This window comes from Bradyrhizobium sp. LMTR 3, assembly GCF_001693485.1.
GTDB lineage: Bacteria > Pseudomonadota > Alphaproteobacteria > Rhizobiales > Xanthobacteraceae > Bradyrhizobium.
Map to the genome: position 1 here is coordinate 275,454 of NZ_MAXC01000053.1, position 14,949 is coordinate 290,402.

At 60.9% G+C, this 14,949-nt stretch carries 23 protein-coding genes; 15 read left to right on the forward strand and 8 right to left on the reverse strand.

Annotated features, from left to right (window positions below):
* Window positions 1-48: 48 nt before the first annotated feature.
* Window positions 49-177, reverse strand: a complete 129-nt coding sequence (locus LMTR3_RS39935) for a hypothetical protein (protein ID WP_283809340.1) — start codon at window positions 175-177, stop codon at window positions 49-51.
* Window positions 178-396: 219 nt separating this feature from the next.
* Between LMTR3_RS39935 and LMTR3_RS33480 the strand changes: the two genes are divergently transcribed.
* Both LMTR3_RS33480 and LMTR3_RS38815 read left to right on the forward strand, forming a co-directional pair.
* Window positions 397-915, forward strand: a complete 519-nt coding sequence (locus LMTR3_RS33480; protein ID WP_141686936.1) for a hypothetical protein — start codon at window positions 397-399, stop codon at window positions 913-915.
* A 252-nt stretch (window positions 916-1,167) separates the two neighbouring features.
* Entirely contained in the window at window positions 1,168-1,530 is a 363-nt protein-coding gene (locus tag LMTR3_RS38815) for a metallophosphoesterase family protein (RefSeq protein ID WP_065749213.1), read from the forward strand.
* 308 nt (window positions 1,531-1,838) lie between these two features.
* On the opposite strand, the gene LMTR3_RS37145 is transcribed toward LMTR3_RS38815, so the two are convergent.
* Entirely contained in the window at window positions 1,839-2,018 is a 180-nt protein-coding gene (locus LMTR3_RS37145; protein WP_084029968.1) for a hypothetical protein, read from the reverse strand.
* Between the two features lie 168 nt (window positions 2,019-2,186).
* Between LMTR3_RS37145 and LMTR3_RS38820 the strand changes: the two genes are divergently transcribed.
* Both LMTR3_RS38820 and LMTR3_RS33495 read left to right on the forward strand, forming a co-directional pair.
* Window positions 2,187-2,348 (forward strand): hypothetical protein, encoded by a 162-nt coding sequence (locus LMTR3_RS38820; protein ID WP_176722050.1) that lies wholly within the window; start codon window positions 2,187-2,189, stop codon window positions 2,346-2,348.
* Between the two features lie 1,051 nt (window positions 2,349-3,399).
* The gene (locus LMTR3_RS33495) at window positions 3,400-3,609 is read left to right on the forward strand and encodes a helix-turn-helix domain-containing protein (RefSeq protein WP_028348683.1); all 210 of its coding nucleotides are present in this window, start codon (window positions 3,400-3,402) and stop codon (window positions 3,607-3,609) included.
* An 8-nt stretch (window positions 3,610-3,617) separates the two neighbouring features.
* Here the strand turns inward: LMTR3_RS33495 and LMTR3_RS33500 are convergent, their stop codons facing one another.
* A complete protein-coding gene (locus LMTR3_RS33500; protein WP_065749347.1) occupies window positions 3,618-5,003 on the reverse strand; it encodes a tyrosine-type recombinase/integrase in 1,386 nt (461 codons plus the stop codon).
* Between the two features lie 281 nt (window positions 5,004-5,284).
* On the opposite strand from LMTR3_RS33500, the gene LMTR3_RS33505 reads away from it, so the two are divergent.
* Window positions 5,285-5,506: a hypothetical protein gene (locus LMTR3_RS33505; protein WP_065749215.1), complete on the forward strand. Its 222-nt coding sequence runs from the start codon at window positions 5,285-5,287 to the stop codon at window positions 5,504-5,506.
* A 38-nt stretch (window positions 5,507-5,544) separates the two neighbouring features.
* Window positions 5,545-5,943 (forward strand): hypothetical protein, encoded by a 399-nt coding sequence (locus LMTR3_RS33510; RefSeq protein WP_065749216.1) that lies wholly within the window; start codon window positions 5,545-5,547, stop codon window positions 5,941-5,943.
* A 129-nt stretch (window positions 5,944-6,072) separates the two neighbouring features.
* On the opposite strand, the gene LMTR3_RS39940 is transcribed toward LMTR3_RS33510, so the two are convergent.
* Both LMTR3_RS39940 and LMTR3_RS33515 read right to left on the reverse strand, forming a co-directional pair.
* Window positions 6,073-6,207: a hypothetical protein gene (locus LMTR3_RS39940; protein ID WP_283807553.1), complete on the reverse strand. Its 135-nt coding sequence runs from the start codon at window positions 6,205-6,207 to the stop codon at window positions 6,073-6,075.
* Window positions 6,207-6,677 (reverse strand): group III truncated hemoglobin, encoded by a 471-nt coding sequence (locus tag LMTR3_RS33515; RefSeq protein ID WP_065749217.1) that lies wholly within the window; start codon window positions 6,675-6,677, stop codon window positions 6,207-6,209. Before LMTR3_RS33515 ends, LMTR3_RS39940 begins: the two co-directional genes overlap by 1 nt.
* Before the next feature lie 84 nt (window positions 6,678-6,761).
* Between LMTR3_RS33515 and LMTR3_RS33520 the strand changes: the two genes are divergently transcribed.
* The 3 genes from LMTR3_RS33520 to LMTR3_RS33530 are packed head-to-tail and all read left to right on the forward strand — an operon-like array spanning window position 6,762 to window position 8,181.
* Window positions 6,762-7,190: an RrF2 family transcriptional regulator gene (locus tag LMTR3_RS33520; RefSeq protein ID WP_065749218.1), complete on the forward strand. Its 429-nt coding sequence runs from the start codon at window positions 6,762-6,764 to the stop codon at window positions 7,188-7,190.
* Between the two features lie 23 nt (window positions 7,191-7,213).
* A complete protein-coding gene (locus tag LMTR3_RS33525) occupies window positions 7,214-7,504 on the forward strand; it encodes a DUF6522 family protein (RefSeq protein ID WP_065749219.1) in 291 nt (96 codons plus the stop codon).
* A 35-nt stretch (window positions 7,505-7,539) separates the two neighbouring features.
* Entirely contained in the window at window positions 7,540-8,181 is a 642-nt protein-coding gene (locus LMTR3_RS33530; RefSeq protein WP_065749220.1) for a class I SAM-dependent methyltransferase, read from the forward strand.
* 89 nt (window positions 8,182-8,270) lie between these two features.
* Here LMTR3_RS33530 and LMTR3_RS33535 read toward each other — a convergent pair whose 3' ends face one another.
* The gene (locus LMTR3_RS33535; RefSeq protein ID WP_065749221.1) at window positions 8,271-8,969 is read right to left on the reverse strand and encodes an SET domain-containing protein; all 699 of its coding nucleotides are present in this window, start codon (window positions 8,967-8,969) and stop codon (window positions 8,271-8,273) included.
* 158 nt (window positions 8,970-9,127) lie between these two features.
* Between LMTR3_RS33535 and LMTR3_RS33540 the strand changes: the two genes are divergently transcribed.
* Window positions 9,128-9,730, forward strand: coding sequence for a hypothetical protein (locus LMTR3_RS33540; RefSeq protein WP_065749222.1), 603 nt, complete (start codon window positions 9,128-9,130; stop codon window positions 9,728-9,730).
* A 108-nt stretch (window positions 9,731-9,838) separates the two neighbouring features.
* Complete coding sequence (locus LMTR3_RS33545; RefSeq protein ID WP_065749223.1) at window positions 9,839-10,189, forward strand: hypothetical protein; 351 nt, start codon at window positions 9,839-9,841, stop codon at window positions 10,187-10,189.
* Window positions 10,190-10,258: 69 nt separating this feature from the next.
* Here LMTR3_RS33545 and LMTR3_RS33550 read toward each other — a convergent pair whose 3' ends face one another.
* Window positions 10,259-10,993 (reverse strand): TetR/AcrR family transcriptional regulator, encoded by a 735-nt coding sequence (locus LMTR3_RS33550; RefSeq protein WP_065749224.1) that lies wholly within the window; start codon window positions 10,991-10,993, stop codon window positions 10,259-10,261.
* Between the two features lie 110 nt (window positions 10,994-11,103).
* On the opposite strand from LMTR3_RS33550, the gene LMTR3_RS33555 reads away from it, so the two are divergent.
* The 4 genes from LMTR3_RS33555 (at window position 11,104) to LMTR3_RS33570 (ending at window position 14,137) form a co-directional block, all read left to right on the forward strand.
* Window positions 11,104-12,507: a carotenoid oxygenase family protein gene (locus LMTR3_RS33555; RefSeq protein WP_065749225.1), complete on the forward strand. Its 1,404-nt coding sequence runs from the start codon at window positions 11,104-11,106 to the stop codon at window positions 12,505-12,507.
* Window positions 12,508-12,535: 28 nt separating this feature from the next.
* Window positions 12,536-13,114, forward strand: a complete 579-nt coding sequence (locus LMTR3_RS33560) for a hypothetical protein (RefSeq protein ID WP_065749226.1) — start codon at window positions 12,536-12,538, stop codon at window positions 13,112-13,114.
* 42 nt (window positions 13,115-13,156) lie between these two features.
* Window positions 13,157-13,714, forward strand: a complete 558-nt coding sequence (locus LMTR3_RS33565) for an inner membrane-spanning protein YciB (protein ID WP_065749227.1) — start codon at window positions 13,157-13,159, stop codon at window positions 13,712-13,714.
* 126 nt (window positions 13,715-13,840) lie between these two features.
* Window positions 13,841-14,137 carry a hypothetical protein gene (locus LMTR3_RS33570; protein WP_065749228.1) on the forward strand — a complete coding sequence of 99 codons (297 nt, stop codon included), beginning with the start codon at window positions 13,841-13,843 and terminating at the stop codon, window positions 14,135-14,137.
* A 13-nt stretch (window positions 14,138-14,150) separates the two neighbouring features.
* On the opposite strand, the gene LMTR3_RS33575 is transcribed toward LMTR3_RS33570, so the two are convergent.
* On the reverse strand, window positions 14,151-14,825 hold the full coding sequence (locus LMTR3_RS33575) for a DUF429 domain-containing protein (RefSeq protein ID WP_084029969.1): 675 nt from the start codon (window positions 14,823-14,825) through the stop codon (window positions 14,151-14,153).
* Between the last annotated feature and the right edge of the window lie 124 nt (window positions 14,826-14,949).

Consider the following 14,949-nt stretch of genomic DNA (forward strand, 5'->3'; position numbering starts at 1 on the left):
GGATTGAACCGTTACGCTCCTTCAACTGCAAGGAAAAACAGTAGAATTTCAGGGCGTTCTCCCTGCTTTCCTCCGCTTCAGAAACTCCGTCGCGGCCTGCTCAATGATATCCCAGGCTGCCCGATGCTCGTCGATGGCCACCTGCTTGATGTCCGCGATGACGTCCTTGTCCATCATCGCAATGAACGTAACCCGGGCCCCTATGGGGGTTCGTTTGCCCTTTTTCGGCGCCCTCGTCCTTCCGACCATTGACCTCGACTGCGAGAAGCCTTTCGCTAACCATAGCGGGGGCGCGGGCCCGGATGGCAGCATCTCATCGACCGGTGCTGCGTCCAGATCCGGACGGCTGTCCAAGCCGACGGCGGCACCTTCCAGTTGACGTAAATCAGAGAGAATATGGCCCGCCCCCTGTATTGGACGGACCGATTGTCTCTTGACGCGAACGGCCAGGTCGAGGAGGCGATCGATCTGGCCGAGGCCCGCAGCGCCTGCACCTGTGAAGTGTGCGGCGAGGTCGGCGTCCTCCGCGGCGGCGGCTGGCTGACGACTCGCTGCTACCGGTACGCCGAGGGCCGGCCCCCTGCCGAGGTCCGTCCCGGCTTCGAGAACATTGGCATCGTCCGGTACGGCATCGGCGATCAGCGCCGGACCACCTGCCGACGCTACGACCGGGAGAACGATGCGTTCGTGGACGTCGATCCCGCCTACGCCGGAATCGAGGAGGAATGGGATGACCAGATTCCGCTGTCGCGCTTGCGGCCAGGAAGGCGATTTCGTCTACGACCCGAAGCGGCACGAGTGCCCGCGCTGCGGCTCGCGCGAGGTGCAGTTCGCGCTCCCGACCAGCTCGTGTATGAGATCATCGAAAGCCTGAGCCGGGCCGAACTCCTCGACCGCGAAGGCGAGGAGGACTGACCATGCGCTTGCGGGTCATGTCCGACATCCATCTCGAGCTCACGCGGGGCTGGGACCTGCGTCCGACGCGGCGCGTCCGGATTACGACGTGCTGATCGTCGCCGGCGACGTGGTCCCCAGGGCTGAGCGCGGCGTCCGCTGGTTGCTCGACCGCATGACAGACCGGCCCCACATCTACGTCATGGGCAATCACAAAGGTTACGGCACGACCTGGGAAGGACGCTTGAGAAGGCCAGGGCTGCGGCTGACGGAATGCAGGTGCAGGTTGCGGAGAACGAGACCGTCCGCGTCGGCGATGTCACGTTCGCGGGTGCGACCCTCTGGACGGACGTCGGCCTCAACGGCCACGCGCATCGCGCGATGATGACCGCCGGCGACCGGATGAACGACTTCAAGAAGATCCGGGTTTCAAACTATGAGCCGCGCTTCCTGCCGCATAACGCCCTCATGAGGCATCTCAATTCTGTGGCGTTTCTGGACGCCGAAATGCGCAAGCCCCGCGGCGGGGACCGCCTGGTCCTCGTCATGCACCATGCGCCGGTGCGACAGATGCCGCCACAGCGCAGCGTCCGGAGAGCGACCTCGCCCTCGACGCCGCCTACCGCAGCGATCTAACGCGACTGCGTGACGACGGACGGGGCGCGCTGCGCCCGGCCGACCTCTGGCTCTATGGCCACACGCACGAGTCCTTCGACGCCACGATCAGCGAAAGCCGTGTGGTATCCAACGCGAAGGGATACGGGCTGTGGCACCTGGGACCACCCCGACTTCAACGAACGCCTCACAAGGACGGCGAGGTTCCGAATGCTCGGCAGCTTAGCCGACTCACATTTGATTGGCCCCGACGTGACCGCCACCAATCGCTCAGATTCACCGATGCGGGAAATGGGCGACAGGCCGCACTCCGGCCGGTCGCCTACAGGCTAAGCGCGCGTTGATAATGAAACGCCTAGCTTTGCTGCCATCGCAGTGGTGGCAGCGGGAGTCCGCTTTAGCGCTTTTGCGATCCTGGCGACGCCTAACTTTGCTTTTGCCATGGTCTTCATTGTTCGAACATCGTCTTTCGTCCACGCGCGGCGAACTACTTTCTTTGCTTTTGCCATTCTTTCTCCGAATCGGATTGGGACAGAGCCGGGCTTCTATCATGACAGTCTGCATTGGCGACAATGAACAAGGCGAGAATGTGAATGCGACTTCGTCGCCTGAGATTTGGATTACTGTTGTCGGGCGCAAAAACGGGCATGTGCCCTCTCATATCAAGGGAGACCAGCATGGGCGAGCGATTTTATGTGGATAGAGCGCGCGTCGTTCGGGCGCTTGCGGAGGAGGCAGACCCCTTGGTCAAGAAACGGCTTCTGCGCCTTGCGAACAATGACGACGGCATGCGAAAGCAGACAACGCGCGATCACGTGAAAAAAAGCCAGCAGTTCTAAATTCGAAAGTCGGGCCGCAGATTAGCCGACCCTTTTTGCTGTGTAGTGTCTTCAGGCATCGAACGGCGGGTCGAAAATTATTCATATCCGCAAAATGGGCGACCTCGACCTGCCTCAACAAATGGCAAGTTTTCCGGCGGCATGTATCCAGAGTCGCGATTTTGAGCAGCGCGCTTACCGGCACCATGTGCTTACTATCGCGCGCCGTATATCGCGCCGTCGCTTCACAAGCTCAAAATGGCTATAGTAGATTTCGGTCCAGTCACCGTTCAAGTCGATCTAAATAAGCCAATTTGCGACGCGGCATAGTTTGTTTGTACCTGCACTTTTTTCCCGTCTGGCCTGATCGCGCCATCACCCTTAGTGCTGCGCCCGGCGGGCCATCTGCCCCCTTACGATTAGCCTTACATAGCGACCAATCCAAATAGCACTCAGCAGGACAATTACGGCCCCTCTGGCAACTTGGAGCATTGGCTCTCTCAAACACGACCATGGGCAAATTCTCTGCCGGTGAATCATCACGCGCATTTTTTGGCCATCTCTCCGCACCACATCGTCACTTCACGTGATCCAAGAGCAGCCAGCTAGGCCAGCCGTCGGCCTGTCCAGTTCATCATGGCCAAAATTGTGCGAGCTAAAGCAACAAAGGCGACGGCTTGATGCGCGTTCAGCAAAATTGGTCACACCCAAAAATGATGCGAAAATCCGGTCACCGGAAAATGATCGCTGTGTTCTTCTCCGATCTCACCGGCTCTCAATGATCCTCGGCTCTTTCAGCTGTCCCATAATACTCGAAGCTTTCTTAGCTTTCACTGGAGAGAGGAGCGAACGCCGTGATTGAATGAATCGACGCGGAGCGTTCTTCCCTGCCACTCGTTTTTATGTTGCGGTCACCAATCTTGCGGCCACCAAGCTGGTGTCGAGAACCAAACTCACAAAGGCATGTCAGGTGCGCGCTGTTCCGAAAGCGCGGCCGTTAGCCGCACGAGACCGCCGATGTTGATTCAATTGGGCGGCGGAGAAGAACGAACAACCGAGCAGGGAGCGATCGATGGCGATGACGGATGAGCCCCGCCAAAAACGGAACCTGATTCCGTTGAAAAAGGCGTTGGAGCGGGGTGGTTTCGGCCGGACCAAGGCCTACAAGCTGATCAAGAAGGGAAAGATCATCGCCTACAAAATGGAGGGCCAGACCATGGTCGATGCCGATTCCATCGAGGCCTATCATATGACCCTCCCTCGCATTGAGCCGAGAACGTGAAGGCGCTCTTAGTTCGCACAGCTTTCAAGGATTTCCTTGATCGGCACAATCTTTTTTGGGAGGGCAAAGCGATCGATCCGGTCAGCCCAATGCTGCATCAGCTTGGTCCGCGAGCCGATCAGAGCCAGCGGTCCGTGCCGTTTGTAGATCGCCTTCACCGAGTCACTTTCGAGATGCGCAAGTTGCAACTCGATGACGTCGCCATCCCACGCCTTGGCTTCCTTGATCTCCTCATGGTGACAAAGGGTCGAGAATGTAGTGCGGAAGCCATGGGCGCAATGTTCGGTCTTGGTGTCGATGCCGAGTGCACGCAGCCGAGAACAAAGCGATCTACCGGACAAGGGCGCATCTTCGGCACAAGCGAACACGTAGCGCCGATTGCCGTTGATTTTCCGCACGCGTCGCAGGATAGCAACGGCTTGTCGCGACAGGGGCACGACATGATCCCAGCCGGTCTTCATCTTAGCAGCAGGAATAGTCCACCGTTCGGCATCCCAGTCGACTTCTGACCATTCCATGTTGTTGATCATGCCGGGGCGCGGGATGGTAAGTGCATCGAGCCGAAGGGCATCACCGACGACATCACCAAATCTGGCCTTCGCCCATGTCGGCATGATCAGCCTGAACAGGCGAATCACATCCTGCGGATCAGTGACGCCGGGCCGCGGCGTCGAGACGTTGGCAATAAGCTGCTTCTTGCAGGCACGGAACGGATTGTAGCCATCCCCTTCGAGGTCAGCGTAGTCGCAAACTTGCGAACCGATACTGTGAACTCGGTCACGGGTCTCTAGTCTGCCTTCAGCCTGCATCGCCCGAAAGAAAGCGAGAACGTCGGGGCGTTTGATGTCTTTCCGACAGAGCTTGCCGAAACGACCCTTCAGATAACCAGCCCATCTTTCGAGCAGCGCGATGGTTTCAGGACTGCGAACCGTGACAAGTCTGCCGCGCTTGATCTTCTCGATCTTCTTCTCTGCAAGCCATTCATCGATCCACACGCCCAGAGGGCGTTCGGCCGCCTGACGATGTCTTTCGAATTGTTTTTCGACGGAGGGATCGACTGGTGGGCTTTGGGCGAGCAGCGCCTTTGCGAGGTCGCGCTTCTGACGTGCAGTGGAGAGTGAAAAGGTGCCGTCGTTGCCATCGCCGTAAGGCCCGATGGAGTAGGTCTTCTGTCGGCCATGAAAGCGATAGGCCATCTGCCAGAGCTTGGAGGCGGCTTTGCCCGGCCTGTTCAGGTCCGGCTTGATGAAGAGATAGAGACCGCCGCCTGTCACGTCAGAAATTTTCGTGGCGGTCCAAGCGCCGTTCTCGAATTTCGGTTTGGCGGCGCGACAGTCGACGTCGGTCCTTATCTGCTGGGGGTTTGCGTGCTCGCCAACCTGACTGCGTGCCATCTGCTTCGACTTCTCGCGTCTCGGAAGATCGGAATTGTGCCGCGACGTTTGTTCTTCCGATACCAACAAAAATACCAACAAAGTCGGCGGCTGGACGCGAACGAGAACAAACAGTGACGAACATGAATGTACGCGCAAAGCCCTATTTTTCAAGCGTTTCCGAGCGTGTGCGAACACGATCGAACATCTTAGAACGTCTTCGAACAGTCTGCCTTCTTACGTCCGAGGTAATCGAAACGGGTCGCGGGGTCGGGTCATTTTGGCGGCACAGGAGATGACCCATGCTGATGCTTTCGCTGTTCCGCTTCATCGCCGCCATGACCCCCTGGGTTCGCAATCTGGTCACCTGGCTCGTGGCACGCTCCCTGAACATGCCCGAGCCCCTGGTGCATGACACCGGTGTCTTCGTGTTCGTGCAGGTGCAGACGATCGAGAACAGGGTCGGCAAGGCGCTCTGCCCGGTGCGGCTGATGCGTCAGCTCCGGTCGCTGCTGCAACGCTGATCCCTGCCACCAGTCATTCCCAAGCAAAGGAGAACGTCATGATCCATCCGTCCACCTTCCTGAGCCGCGCCCTGCTCGCCGACGCCATCTTCAGCGGCGTCGCCGCTGTGGCGCTAACGCTCGGCGCCGGCACGCTGGCGCCGTTCCTCAACCTGCCGGAAGTCTTGCTGCGCGAAACTGGCCTGTTCCTGATCGCCTACACCGCGCTGGTCGGCTGGCTGGCGACGAGGTCGACGGTGATGAGGGCGCTGGTGTTGTTCGTGATCATCGGCAACGCCGCGTGGACGCTGGGCAGCATCGCGCTGCTGTTCTCGGGCACAGTTTCGCCAAACCTGCTCGGTCAGGTCTTCATCGTGGCGCAGGCGATTGCAACCGGCGTGTTCGCCGAGCTGCAGTATATCGGGCTGCGGAAGAGCGGTGAGACGGTGGCGGCGTAAGTCATAACTCAGAGTCATTCCGGGGCGATGCGAAAGCATCGAACTATGGGGCGCCCTTGCGCCCCTGAGAATCTCGAGATTCCGGGTCTGGTGCCTACGCACCATCCCGGAATGACGCGCGAGAGCGCGTCAGCTCAATACCACCGCCGCAATCATTCCGGCAAAAGTCAGCACCAGCCCGATGACCAGCATCGGCACCAGGCTGCTGCCCGAATACGGATCGGCCTGCTCCTTGTTCGTCACGATATGTGCACGATAAGCCATCACACTGCTCCTGCCTGATTGCGTCGAAATCTTTCACCGTTTGCGAGCATGACGCCGTTGGCGCCTGCGATGCCAAGCTCGAGGCTCGCCGCAATCCGCCGCGCCCGTTCCACGAAATGCGCTTCCGCTTCCGGCGGGCAGACCTCGCGCGCAGTGGCCTCGAACAGCGCGAGCCACCGGTCGAAATGCGCGGCATCGACCGGCAGCGGGAGATGTTTGGCCATTGGCGTACCGTGGTAGCGGCCGGTCATCAGCGCGACGGATGACCAGAATGCGCACATCTGCTTCAGATGCGGCTCCCAATCCTTGATGCGCGCCTCGAAGATCGGCCCCAGCACTGCGTCCTCGCGGACCTTGGCGTAGAAGCCGCGCACCAGGCGCTCGATCATCGTCTCGTCAATTCCGGTTCGTTGCGTGATCTCGGCCGTGAGCCGTTCGCGCCGCTCCGGCCCTGCCACGATCGCTTCCATTTCGCCTGCCCTTAAATAGGTATTTCAAATACCTATTTAGACGGCTATAGATGATTTGCAAGCAGATCTTTTGAGAGGGCCCCCATGCGCCTGACGTCGTTCACGGATTTTGCCTTGCGTGCCCTGATGCGGCTGGCGGGCGAACCCGACCGATCTTTCGCCACCAATGAGATTGCGGCCGAGTTCGGCATTTCCCGCAACCATCTGGCCAAGGTGGTGCGCGACCTCGCCGACAGCGGCTTCATTTCGACCCAACGCGGCGTCGGTGGCGGTTTCATGCTGGCCCGCCCGGCCCAGTCGATCACCATCGGCGAGGTGGTGCGCGCGCTGGAAGGGCCGCCGCTGGTCGAATGTTTTCGTGAGGACGGCGGCAGTTGCGTGCTGAAGCCGCGCTGCCGGCTAAAGGCGAGGCTCGCTGCCGCGCGCGAAGCCTTCATGCGCGAGCTCGACGCCACGACGCTGGCGGAATGCGCCTACCCCGCGCAGCCCAGACGCAGTCCGGTGACCGCGTGAGGTCCCTACCGAAGGACTTGAACATGAAACCGATCGAATTCGAGAATGGCATCGTGCAGATCGATGCCGCGATCGTCGCCGAAGGCCTCGGCCTTGCGCTGTCGCTCCTTCAGAAGGAGATGCGGGCGGGCAGGATCACGAGCTTTGCCGAGCGCGGCGTCGATGCCGACCTAGGCCGGCATCGGCTGACCTTCCTGTCCGCGCATCGGCGGTTTCGCGTCGTGGTCGACGAAACAGGCACTATCGTTCAACGATCGGCGGTCGACTTCGGCGATTCGTCGTTGCCGAAGTCGGTGCGCAAGCCCGGCGGATAAACCGCCGCACGCTTAGAAAGCTGTGCAGGAAACAGATGACTTCAGCGCAAGTCAGCGGCACGGAAGGATATGCCAGCGAAGCGGAACAGTTGTTTCTGCGCTACGAAAGCGTCCGGGCGGCTGAAAATCACCACCATGTCCTGCATCTGATACCGAAAACCCCGGCCCGCGTGCTCGATATCGGTTCAGGAACTGGACGGGACGCGGCCAGGTTCGCAAGCTTCGGGCATCGTGTTATCGCCGTCGAGCCTACCGACGCCCTGCGTATCCCCGCCATGGCGCTGCATCCCTCTCCCCTGATCGAATGGCTCGACGACAGCCTGCCTGATCTGATCCGCCTGCGGGCACGCGGCGAGACGTTTGATCTCGTGATGCTGACCGCGGTGTGGATGCATCTCGACCAAACCCAGCGTCAGTATGCGATGCCGAATCTGGCCTCGCTGATTGGGTCAGGCGGCACTATCACCATGACGATCCGGCACGGGCCCGTGCCGCCCGCGCGGCGGATGTTTGAGATCCCCGCCGAGGAGACTATCGCGCTCGCGCAGGCACACGGCTTGCGCTGTGTCCTGAATGTGGCTTCTGAATCCCACCAGGAGAGAAATCGCGCCGCCGGCGTCACTTGGACAAACTTAGCCTTCGTGAAGGCAGACGCTTCGGGCTCATTTTCGTGCTAGCTAAGTGTGAGTCCCGGCTTCTCCTGAAGAAGCGCGTCGAAACAAAGGGCGAGAGCCTTACTCCGATTCAGTCAGGGCGAAGCGGTCTCCTATGCCTGGAGGGCCGGCGCCGGCGCGGAAACCGGCTGTTTCCTGGCAGCCGATTTCTTGCCGGACGCTCTGACACGGCTGCTGCCGTTCAGTGATGTCCCATTCAGTGACTTGCCATTCAGCGCATGGCCATTGAACTTCTTCTTCGACTTCTGCTCAGCTTTGGCCTTCAGTTTTTCCTTCTTCGCTTCGGCCTTGGCCAACTCTTCCGCCTTCTTCAGCGCCTTCCGCTCGGCCTTGGCCTTCAGCCGCGCCTTCTCCGCCCGCGCTTCGGCACGCTTCTTCTTGCGTTTCTTCTCGCAGGCTGCACATTTACAGCCGATCGGCTTCAGATAGGCTTTGAAATAATCGGTGCCGTAATCGTAGTTGATCTCCTCGCCCGGCTCTATGTTCTTGATGGCGCGGATGAACACCTTGCGTTTACGGGGTTTGACGTCGGACTCCGCGTTTGGCCTGCAGGAGTGGTTGATATAGCGCGCGATGTTCTTGCGCACCGAGCCGTCGATGGTCCAGCGGTCGTTCAGTTCGAACAAATATTTGTTCTCGATCGCGTCTTCCTCTTTCTTCTTCGAATCAAGGAGCGGCCCGAAATAGCGGATGATCTTGGTGCCCTTCTTGATCGGCTTGGTGGCGAAAAGGCCAAGTCCGGTGCGGGAGCGACCGACGCGATAGGGTTTATTCGAAGGAATGGAGGGCATGGTGACTGAATGACTGCACGCTCGGAAAACGAGGAGTTGCGAAGCCGCCGTTCTAGGACGATTCCAACCGAATGTCAGGTGTTTCGCGGCGTTTCCGTGAACCTTCCCCAGATTGCGCACGTCTGATCTTCGAAGTTCCAGAGGAAATGAGTGGCAGGATGAAACGTTCCTCGCAATTGATCGCATCGGCCCTGGTTGTGCTGTCCGGCCTGATTTCGGCGGCCTACGCCCAAACTTTCAGCAGCAGCTACACGTCGACCGCGCCAAAGGACTGCCACACCGTCGGCAAGCCCGAATCCGACGGCAGCACGACGCAGGTCTGCCCCGGTAAATCGGGGCTGGTGGTACTGATCAGCGAGGGCGATCTGCGTGAAACCGTCTCGGTGGGGCGAAACCGCGAGGCCGCCGCCAAGGAGCCAGCCGCGGAGGCCTGGTTCGGCCCCTTCAGTTCAACCGGCCACACCGTCGAATGGCGGGCGATCGACGGCAGGCCGTTCGCAATCATTCAGCGCTGGCTGATCGCCGATAACAACGACATGGACAAGAGCGGAAGCCCGATCACGAAACCGATGCTCGCGGTGACGCGGCTGCCGCCCGGGCCGGTCTGCCACGTCGCCTATATCGACAGCCAGGCCAACCGCAACGCCAACGAGCTCGCGCGCCAGGCCGCGGACGAATTTGCACGTGATTTCAAGTGCGGCAAGGACGAAGTAAAGGTGATTGGCGAGCGCGGCCGCGCGGTGGAATTGGCAAGGCGGTGATGGTAGACGCAATCGGGCGCTTTCTTGCCGCATTAACGTCAAAGCTTCGGGCTTGAGTGCTTGAACCTTGTCAAACCTAGTTATTTCACGTCGTCACTCGGGGCAGCGATGCACATTAAACTCCTGGCATTCCTCATAATCGGCGTCGCCCTCTCCGGCTGCTGCGCCTCCGGAACCGGCTGCTCGACGACGCAGACCGCGGGCGCGCCGATCGCCTGGGACGGGTTGGGTGAACCGCCGACCGCCGATGGCGAACAAGCCGGGGCGGCCAAGCCGAAGCGGAGGACGACGCGCAATCGCGAGATCATTCTGGGGCCGCTGAACGAAGCGTCTTCCAGGGACAGGTCAGCCGGATCGGACGTCAAAGCGCGCTACGACGAGTGGACGCGGCAGCCCAACGAAGACGCGGAAGCCGACGCAAGGCTCGCACGGCAAACCAAGATTTGCAGGGGCTGCTGAGCGGGACGCCAGCCGCAACCGCCGCACAGCTCCATCCCGCCTGCGAAATCCCGCAGAGCGGCCGCCATCTTACGCTCCCGACGGTCGTGGCACTGTCGAACGCAGCATTGCATCCAGAAGCTGGTCGACGCCGGTCCCCTCGGGCAGCCGATGCAGGATGTCCTTGAGCCTTCCATCAAGCAGCAGCGTGGTGAAGCCATGCACCAGCGACCACGCGCGGGCAATCGCGGCGGCATGATCGAGCGACAAAGCCTCCAGCGCTTCGCCGGTGAGCTTTTCGTTGCGGCTGAGGCTCACCGCGGTGGCCAGTCCTTCGAAGGAGGCGGTCGCCGCCTCGTGCAGTGAGGGTCGTGTCATGTCGAGCCGCTCGGTCCGGAACATCAGCCCGTACATGCCGGGGCGCGCCTGCGCATAGGCGACATAGGCCTTGGCACGCGCCAAGGCCTTCATGAGCGGGAGCGTTTCGGTGTTGCCCGCCGCGATCATCGCCTCGTTGAAGCGCCGGAAGCCGATGGCGGCAAGTTCGCTCAGGAGCCCGGTGAGATCGCCGAAATGATGGGTCGGTGCCGCATGCGACACGCCGGCCTCGCGCGCAACCGCCCGCAGCGTCAGGCCCGACAGCCCGTCGCGTTCCAGCACCCGCTCCGCCGCGGCAAGCAAGGCGTCGTGCAGATCGCCGTGATGATAAGGCGTCTCGCCGGCCGGACGACGACGCCGGCCGGCCGGCCTCTCCGCTACGGGTTTTGCCGCCCTGCGCTTCGCGGCGGGGCGGATCGTTCTGGTTTCTCGCGATGTTCTTGCCATGCGACTTCTTATAACCGCAATTTTTACACTGTAAAGATTTTGCTTGACGACGGCTCGCAACATCCCTACTGATATCTTTACGGTGTAAAGATCAAGCCGGAGGAAACGCGATGCCCGACCAGGTAACGACCGAGACGGCCCGGACCAATCTGGCGCCGATCCCGATGGAATGCGACGCGCCACACCTCAAGGTGACCGGCGAATTACCGCGCGAGCTTAACGGCACGCTCTATCGCAACGGCCCCAACCCGCAATTCGACGCACCCGGCGCCCACTGGTTCGTGGGCGACGGCATGCTGCACGCCTTCCATCTGGAGAACGGCCGCGCCAGCTATCGCAATCGCTGGGTCCGCACCCCGAAATGGCTGGCCGAGCATGACGCTGGCCGCGCGCTGTTCGGCGGCTTCGGCCGCAAGCTGCCGGGTGCGCCGGTCGGGACCACTGACGACGGCGGCGTCGCCAATACCAACATCATCTTCCATGCCGGAAAACTGCTGGCGCTCGAGGAAGGCCATCTGCCGACCGAGATCGAGCCCGGAACGCTCAACCGCCTTGGCTATTGCGACTACAAGGGCGCCATCAAGGGTCCCTTCACCGCGCATCCGAAGATCGATCCTGTGACCGGCGAGATGGTGTTCTTCGGCTACAACGCCGCAGGCCCCCTTACCCCTGCCCTCTCCTTCGGTTCGGTCAACGCTTCCGGCGTCGTGACGCGGTTCGATCGCTTCGAGGCGCCCTACGCCAGCATGGTGCATGACTTCATCGTCACCGGAAATCACCTGCTGTTTCCGATCCTGCCGATCACCGGCAGCATGGATCGCGCGATGCGCGGCAAGCCGCCTTATGCCTGGGAGCCGGACAAGGGCGCTTATGTCGGCGTCATGAAGCGCAACGGCTCACCTGCGGATCTCGTCTGGTTCCGCGCCGAGAGCTGCTACGTCTTCCACATCATGAACGCGTGGGAGGAGAACAACCGCATCGTTGCCGACGTGATGCAGTTCGAGGAAGCGCCGCTGTTTCCCCATCCCGACGGCTCGAAGACGGACCCGCAAAAATCGCGCGCGCGGTACTGCCGCTGGACGTTCGACCTCGCAGGCAATACCGACCGATTCACACAGACCTATCTCGACGAGCTCACCGGCGAATTCCCGCGCATCGACGATCGCCGCGCGGGACAGGCGAACAGCCACGGCTGGTACGCCTGCGCCAATCCTGACTTGCCGATGTTCGGTGCTCTGTCCGGCATTGTCCATGTCAACGGCAACGGCAAACGTCTCGGCCATTATCTGCTGCCCGCCGGCGATACCATTTCCGAGCCGGTGTTCGTCGAGCGCGGGCCTGACGCCGCCGAAGGCGATGGCTGGCTTCTCGCCGCGGTCTGGCGCGCGCGCGAGAACCGCAGTGATCTCGCAGTATTCAACACGCAGGATGTCGAAGGAGGTCCCGTCGCGCTGGTGCACCTCGGCCACCGCGTGCCTGACGGTTTTCACGGCAACTGGGTCGGGGCGACGTAGTTAGCCCGTCATTCTCCGAGAGATCATCATGACCATCTTCCTGATCCTCGCCCCGTTCGGCTCGTTCGCCCTGCTGATGCTGGTGACCTCGGCCGAGATCAGCCTGTTCGTTGCGGCCGCAATCTGCCTTGCCGTCATCGGCATCGACGTTTATCGCGGCCGCTCGGTCAAGATGCTCGGCGCGGGCTCGGTCGTCGTATTTGCCGCGCTCGGCGCATACGTCTCCTTGGTCGATCCGAACCTCAGCCATTCGGCCGTCAAGCTGACGGTAGACGTCGGCGTGTTGGCGATCTCGCTGGTTTCACTGATCATCCGCAAGCCGTTCGTCCTGCAATATGCACTTGAGGAGGTCGATGCCGAAACGGCCAAGCAGCCCGGCTTTCTGAAAGCCGTCTATCTCATCACCTGGGCCTGGAACGCCGCGTTTGTACTGATGATCATCGGCAACATGCTGACGATCTATGTACCGGGTCTGCCGCTCTGGTCGGGACTTGCGATCGCGTTCGCCGCCCGCAACAGCGCCGCCTACTTCACGGCATGGTATCCGCAATATCGCAAGGCGAAGTATGGTAAGCCGCCTGCAACCGCCCTTCCCGGCACCAACTGAAGCAGATTTCCAACCGAAGCACGATCAGCAGAGAGCAAGACGATGAAGGACGTATTCGCCAGACTGGGCGCCGATTTTTTCTCTACCATCCTGTTCATCGCGATCTACCTGACGACTGACAACGTGCTGCTGGCGACCGGCGTCGCGATCGCTGGCGCAATTGCGCAGGTGATCTACTCCCGCATCAAGGGCAAGGAACTCGGTTACATGACATGGGCCAGCCTTGGGCTCGTCATCGTGCTCGGCAGCGCGACGCTTCTGACCCACGACCCGCGCTTCGTGCTGGCGAAACCCGCAATTGGACATTTCGCGATCGGCGTCATCATGCTCAAGCGCGGCTGGATGTTGCGCTACATGCCCTCCATCGTGACACAGACCATTCCCGAATACGTCACCTTCGCGGGCTATGCCTGGGCCGCACTGTGCTTCGCACTCGCCGCCGGCACCATCGGTGTCGCGATGACCGGCGACGTGACGCTGTGGACGTTCTACGTGACCGTCGTGCTGGTCGGCGCCAAGATTGCCGCCTTTGCAATTCAATACGTCGCGTTTCGTATTTTGGTCGGCAGCCGGCTTCGCGCCGCCGCCCAGCAAGCCTGAAAAATACGCGTCAAAAGGGCGCTTGAGACGATTGGGCTTGTGTGGCGAGATAGGCTATACCGCGCACGAGTTTGGCGGATCTCGCAGGCCATTCCGGCCTGCCGTCGAAATGTCGGGGAGACAAAGATGGCCGTGGACGGAAACTGGAATATCACCATGAGCACGCCGATGGGCGAGCGCAAGGCAACGCTATCGCTGAAAAGCGCGGGCGGCGCGCTGACGGGCACGCAAGGAGCGGACGGCAATTCCGGCGAAATTTTTGACGGCACCGTCAACGGCGACGACGTCGCCTGGAAGATCTCCATCACCAACCCGATGCCGCTCACGCTCGCCTTTACTGGAACAGTCTCCGGCGACACCATGTCCGGCGAAATGGGCATCGGTCCGATGGGCAGCTTTCCGTTCACGGGGTCGCGGGCCTGAGCCCTGCGGCGCGTCAGAACCAAATCTGCATGGATAAGCCGTGCGCATCAAAGGGCGGCGATCCGTCGGGAACGCTGCCCGAAGGGTCATGCGCGGCGAGAGCTGCAGCACAGGCGTCCAAGACGTCATCTGCCTTTGCTCCAGTACCCATGCGGGTGCGCGTAAGCCACCGTTCGATATCTTCGAAGCCTTCCCGCCTCAATAGCTTTTGGCGCAACAGGATTCCGGCTTCGGACTTCTTTGACTGCAGCGGTTCACCGCCGTTCAGTCGCTGAAATACAAGTTCGGGATGGGTTTCACGAATATCGAGAGAAGGATTTGCGCGGACAAAGGCATCGACCTGCATGATCTTGGAGCCGAGATGCCAGAGCTGGCGAGACACGCGCTTCTGTCCACGCCGCAGCGCCTCGTCATTCGCCCTGTCCGGGTGATCGAATTCTTCCCACAGCCACCGCCGCGCTCCGCTAAAGACACGGCAGGTATGCGGTCGCAATTTCTCGCGCGCAAACAGATCGCAGCCGCGTCGGCCGTCGTCGCCCATACCGATTGGGATGTCGATCGCTACCCGGTCGAATGGAGTAGATAGCGCATCGGCAATGTCGCCATGGAAACTAATCTTCCGCTGGCCGTCGTCCAACGAAACGGCGACCCAGCCCTTGCTGAATCCGTCGAGGCCGAGTGCCTTCACCTAACCAACCTTCCGAACAAATATTTGTCCACGGTCCATCTGCAGCGTGAGCTGGCACTTCGTTGAATCCGAACCACACAGAGTAATGCCCGGCAAATCCGAGGGGAGTGACCCAAGTACGAGC

Coding starts and splice junctions, on each gene's coding strand:
- LMTR3_RS39935 (WP_283809340.1), bottom strand. CDS start 177: ATGATGGACAAGGACGTCATCGCGGACATCAAGCAGGTGGCCATCGAC.
- LMTR3_RS33480 (WP_141686936.1), top strand. CDS start 397: ATGGCCCGCCCCCTGTATTGGACGGACCGATTGTCTCTTGACGCGAAC.
- LMTR3_RS38815 (WP_065749213.1), top strand. CDS start 1,168: ATGCAGGTGCAGGTTGCGGAGAACGAGACCGTCCGCGTCGGCGATGTC.
- LMTR3_RS37145 (WP_084029968.1), bottom strand. CDS start 2,018: ATGGCAAAAGCAAAGAAAGTAGTTCGCCGCGCGTGGACGAAAGACGAT.
- LMTR3_RS38820 (WP_176722050.1), top strand. CDS start 2,187: ATGGGCGAGCGATTTTATGTGGATAGAGCGCGCGTCGTTCGGGCGCTT.
- LMTR3_RS33495 (WP_028348683.1), top strand. CDS start 3,400: ATGGCGATGACGGATGAGCCCCGCCAAAAACGGAACCTGATTCCGTTG.
- LMTR3_RS33500 (WP_065749347.1), bottom strand. CDS start 5,003: ATGGCACGCAGTCAGGTTGGCGAGCACGCAAACCCCCAGCAGATAAGG.
- LMTR3_RS33505 (WP_065749215.1), top strand. CDS start 5,285: ATGCTGATGCTTTCGCTGTTCCGCTTCATCGCCGCCATGACCCCCTGG.
- LMTR3_RS33510 (WP_065749216.1), top strand. CDS start 5,545: ATGATCCATCCGTCCACCTTCCTGAGCCGCGCCCTGCTCGCCGACGCC.
- LMTR3_RS39940 (WP_283807553.1), bottom strand. CDS start 6,207: ATGGCTTATCGTGCACATATCGTGACGAACAAGGAGCAGGCCGATCCG.
- LMTR3_RS33515 (WP_065749217.1), bottom strand. CDS start 6,677: ATGGAAGCGATCGTGGCAGGGCCGGAGCGGCGCGAACGGCTCACGGCC.
- LMTR3_RS33520 (WP_065749218.1), top strand. CDS start 6,762: ATGCGCCTGACGTCGTTCACGGATTTTGCCTTGCGTGCCCTGATGCGG.
- LMTR3_RS33525 (WP_065749219.1), top strand. CDS start 7,214: ATGAAACCGATCGAATTCGAGAATGGCATCGTGCAGATCGATGCCGCG.
- LMTR3_RS33530 (WP_065749220.1), top strand. CDS start 7,540: ATGACTTCAGCGCAAGTCAGCGGCACGGAAGGATATGCCAGCGAAGCG.
- LMTR3_RS33535 (WP_065749221.1), bottom strand. CDS start 8,969: ATGCCCTCCATTCCTTCGAATAAACCCTATCGCGTCGGTCGCTCCCGC.
- LMTR3_RS33540 (WP_065749222.1), top strand. CDS start 9,128: ATGAAACGTTCCTCGCAATTGATCGCATCGGCCCTGGTTGTGCTGTCC.
- LMTR3_RS33545 (WP_065749223.1), top strand. CDS start 9,839: ATGCACATTAAACTCCTGGCATTCCTCATAATCGGCGTCGCCCTCTCC.
- LMTR3_RS33550 (WP_065749224.1), bottom strand. CDS start 10,993: ATGGCAAGAACATCGCGAGAAACCAGAACGATCCGCCCCGCCGCGAAG.
- LMTR3_RS33555 (WP_065749225.1), top strand. CDS start 11,104: ATGCCCGACCAGGTAACGACCGAGACGGCCCGGACCAATCTGGCGCCG.
- LMTR3_RS33560 (WP_065749226.1), top strand. CDS start 12,536: ATGACCATCTTCCTGATCCTCGCCCCGTTCGGCTCGTTCGCCCTGCTG.
- LMTR3_RS33565 (WP_065749227.1), top strand. CDS start 13,157: ATGAAGGACGTATTCGCCAGACTGGGCGCCGATTTTTTCTCTACCATC.
- LMTR3_RS33570 (WP_065749228.1), top strand. CDS start 13,841: ATGGCCGTGGACGGAAACTGGAATATCACCATGAGCACGCCGATGGGC.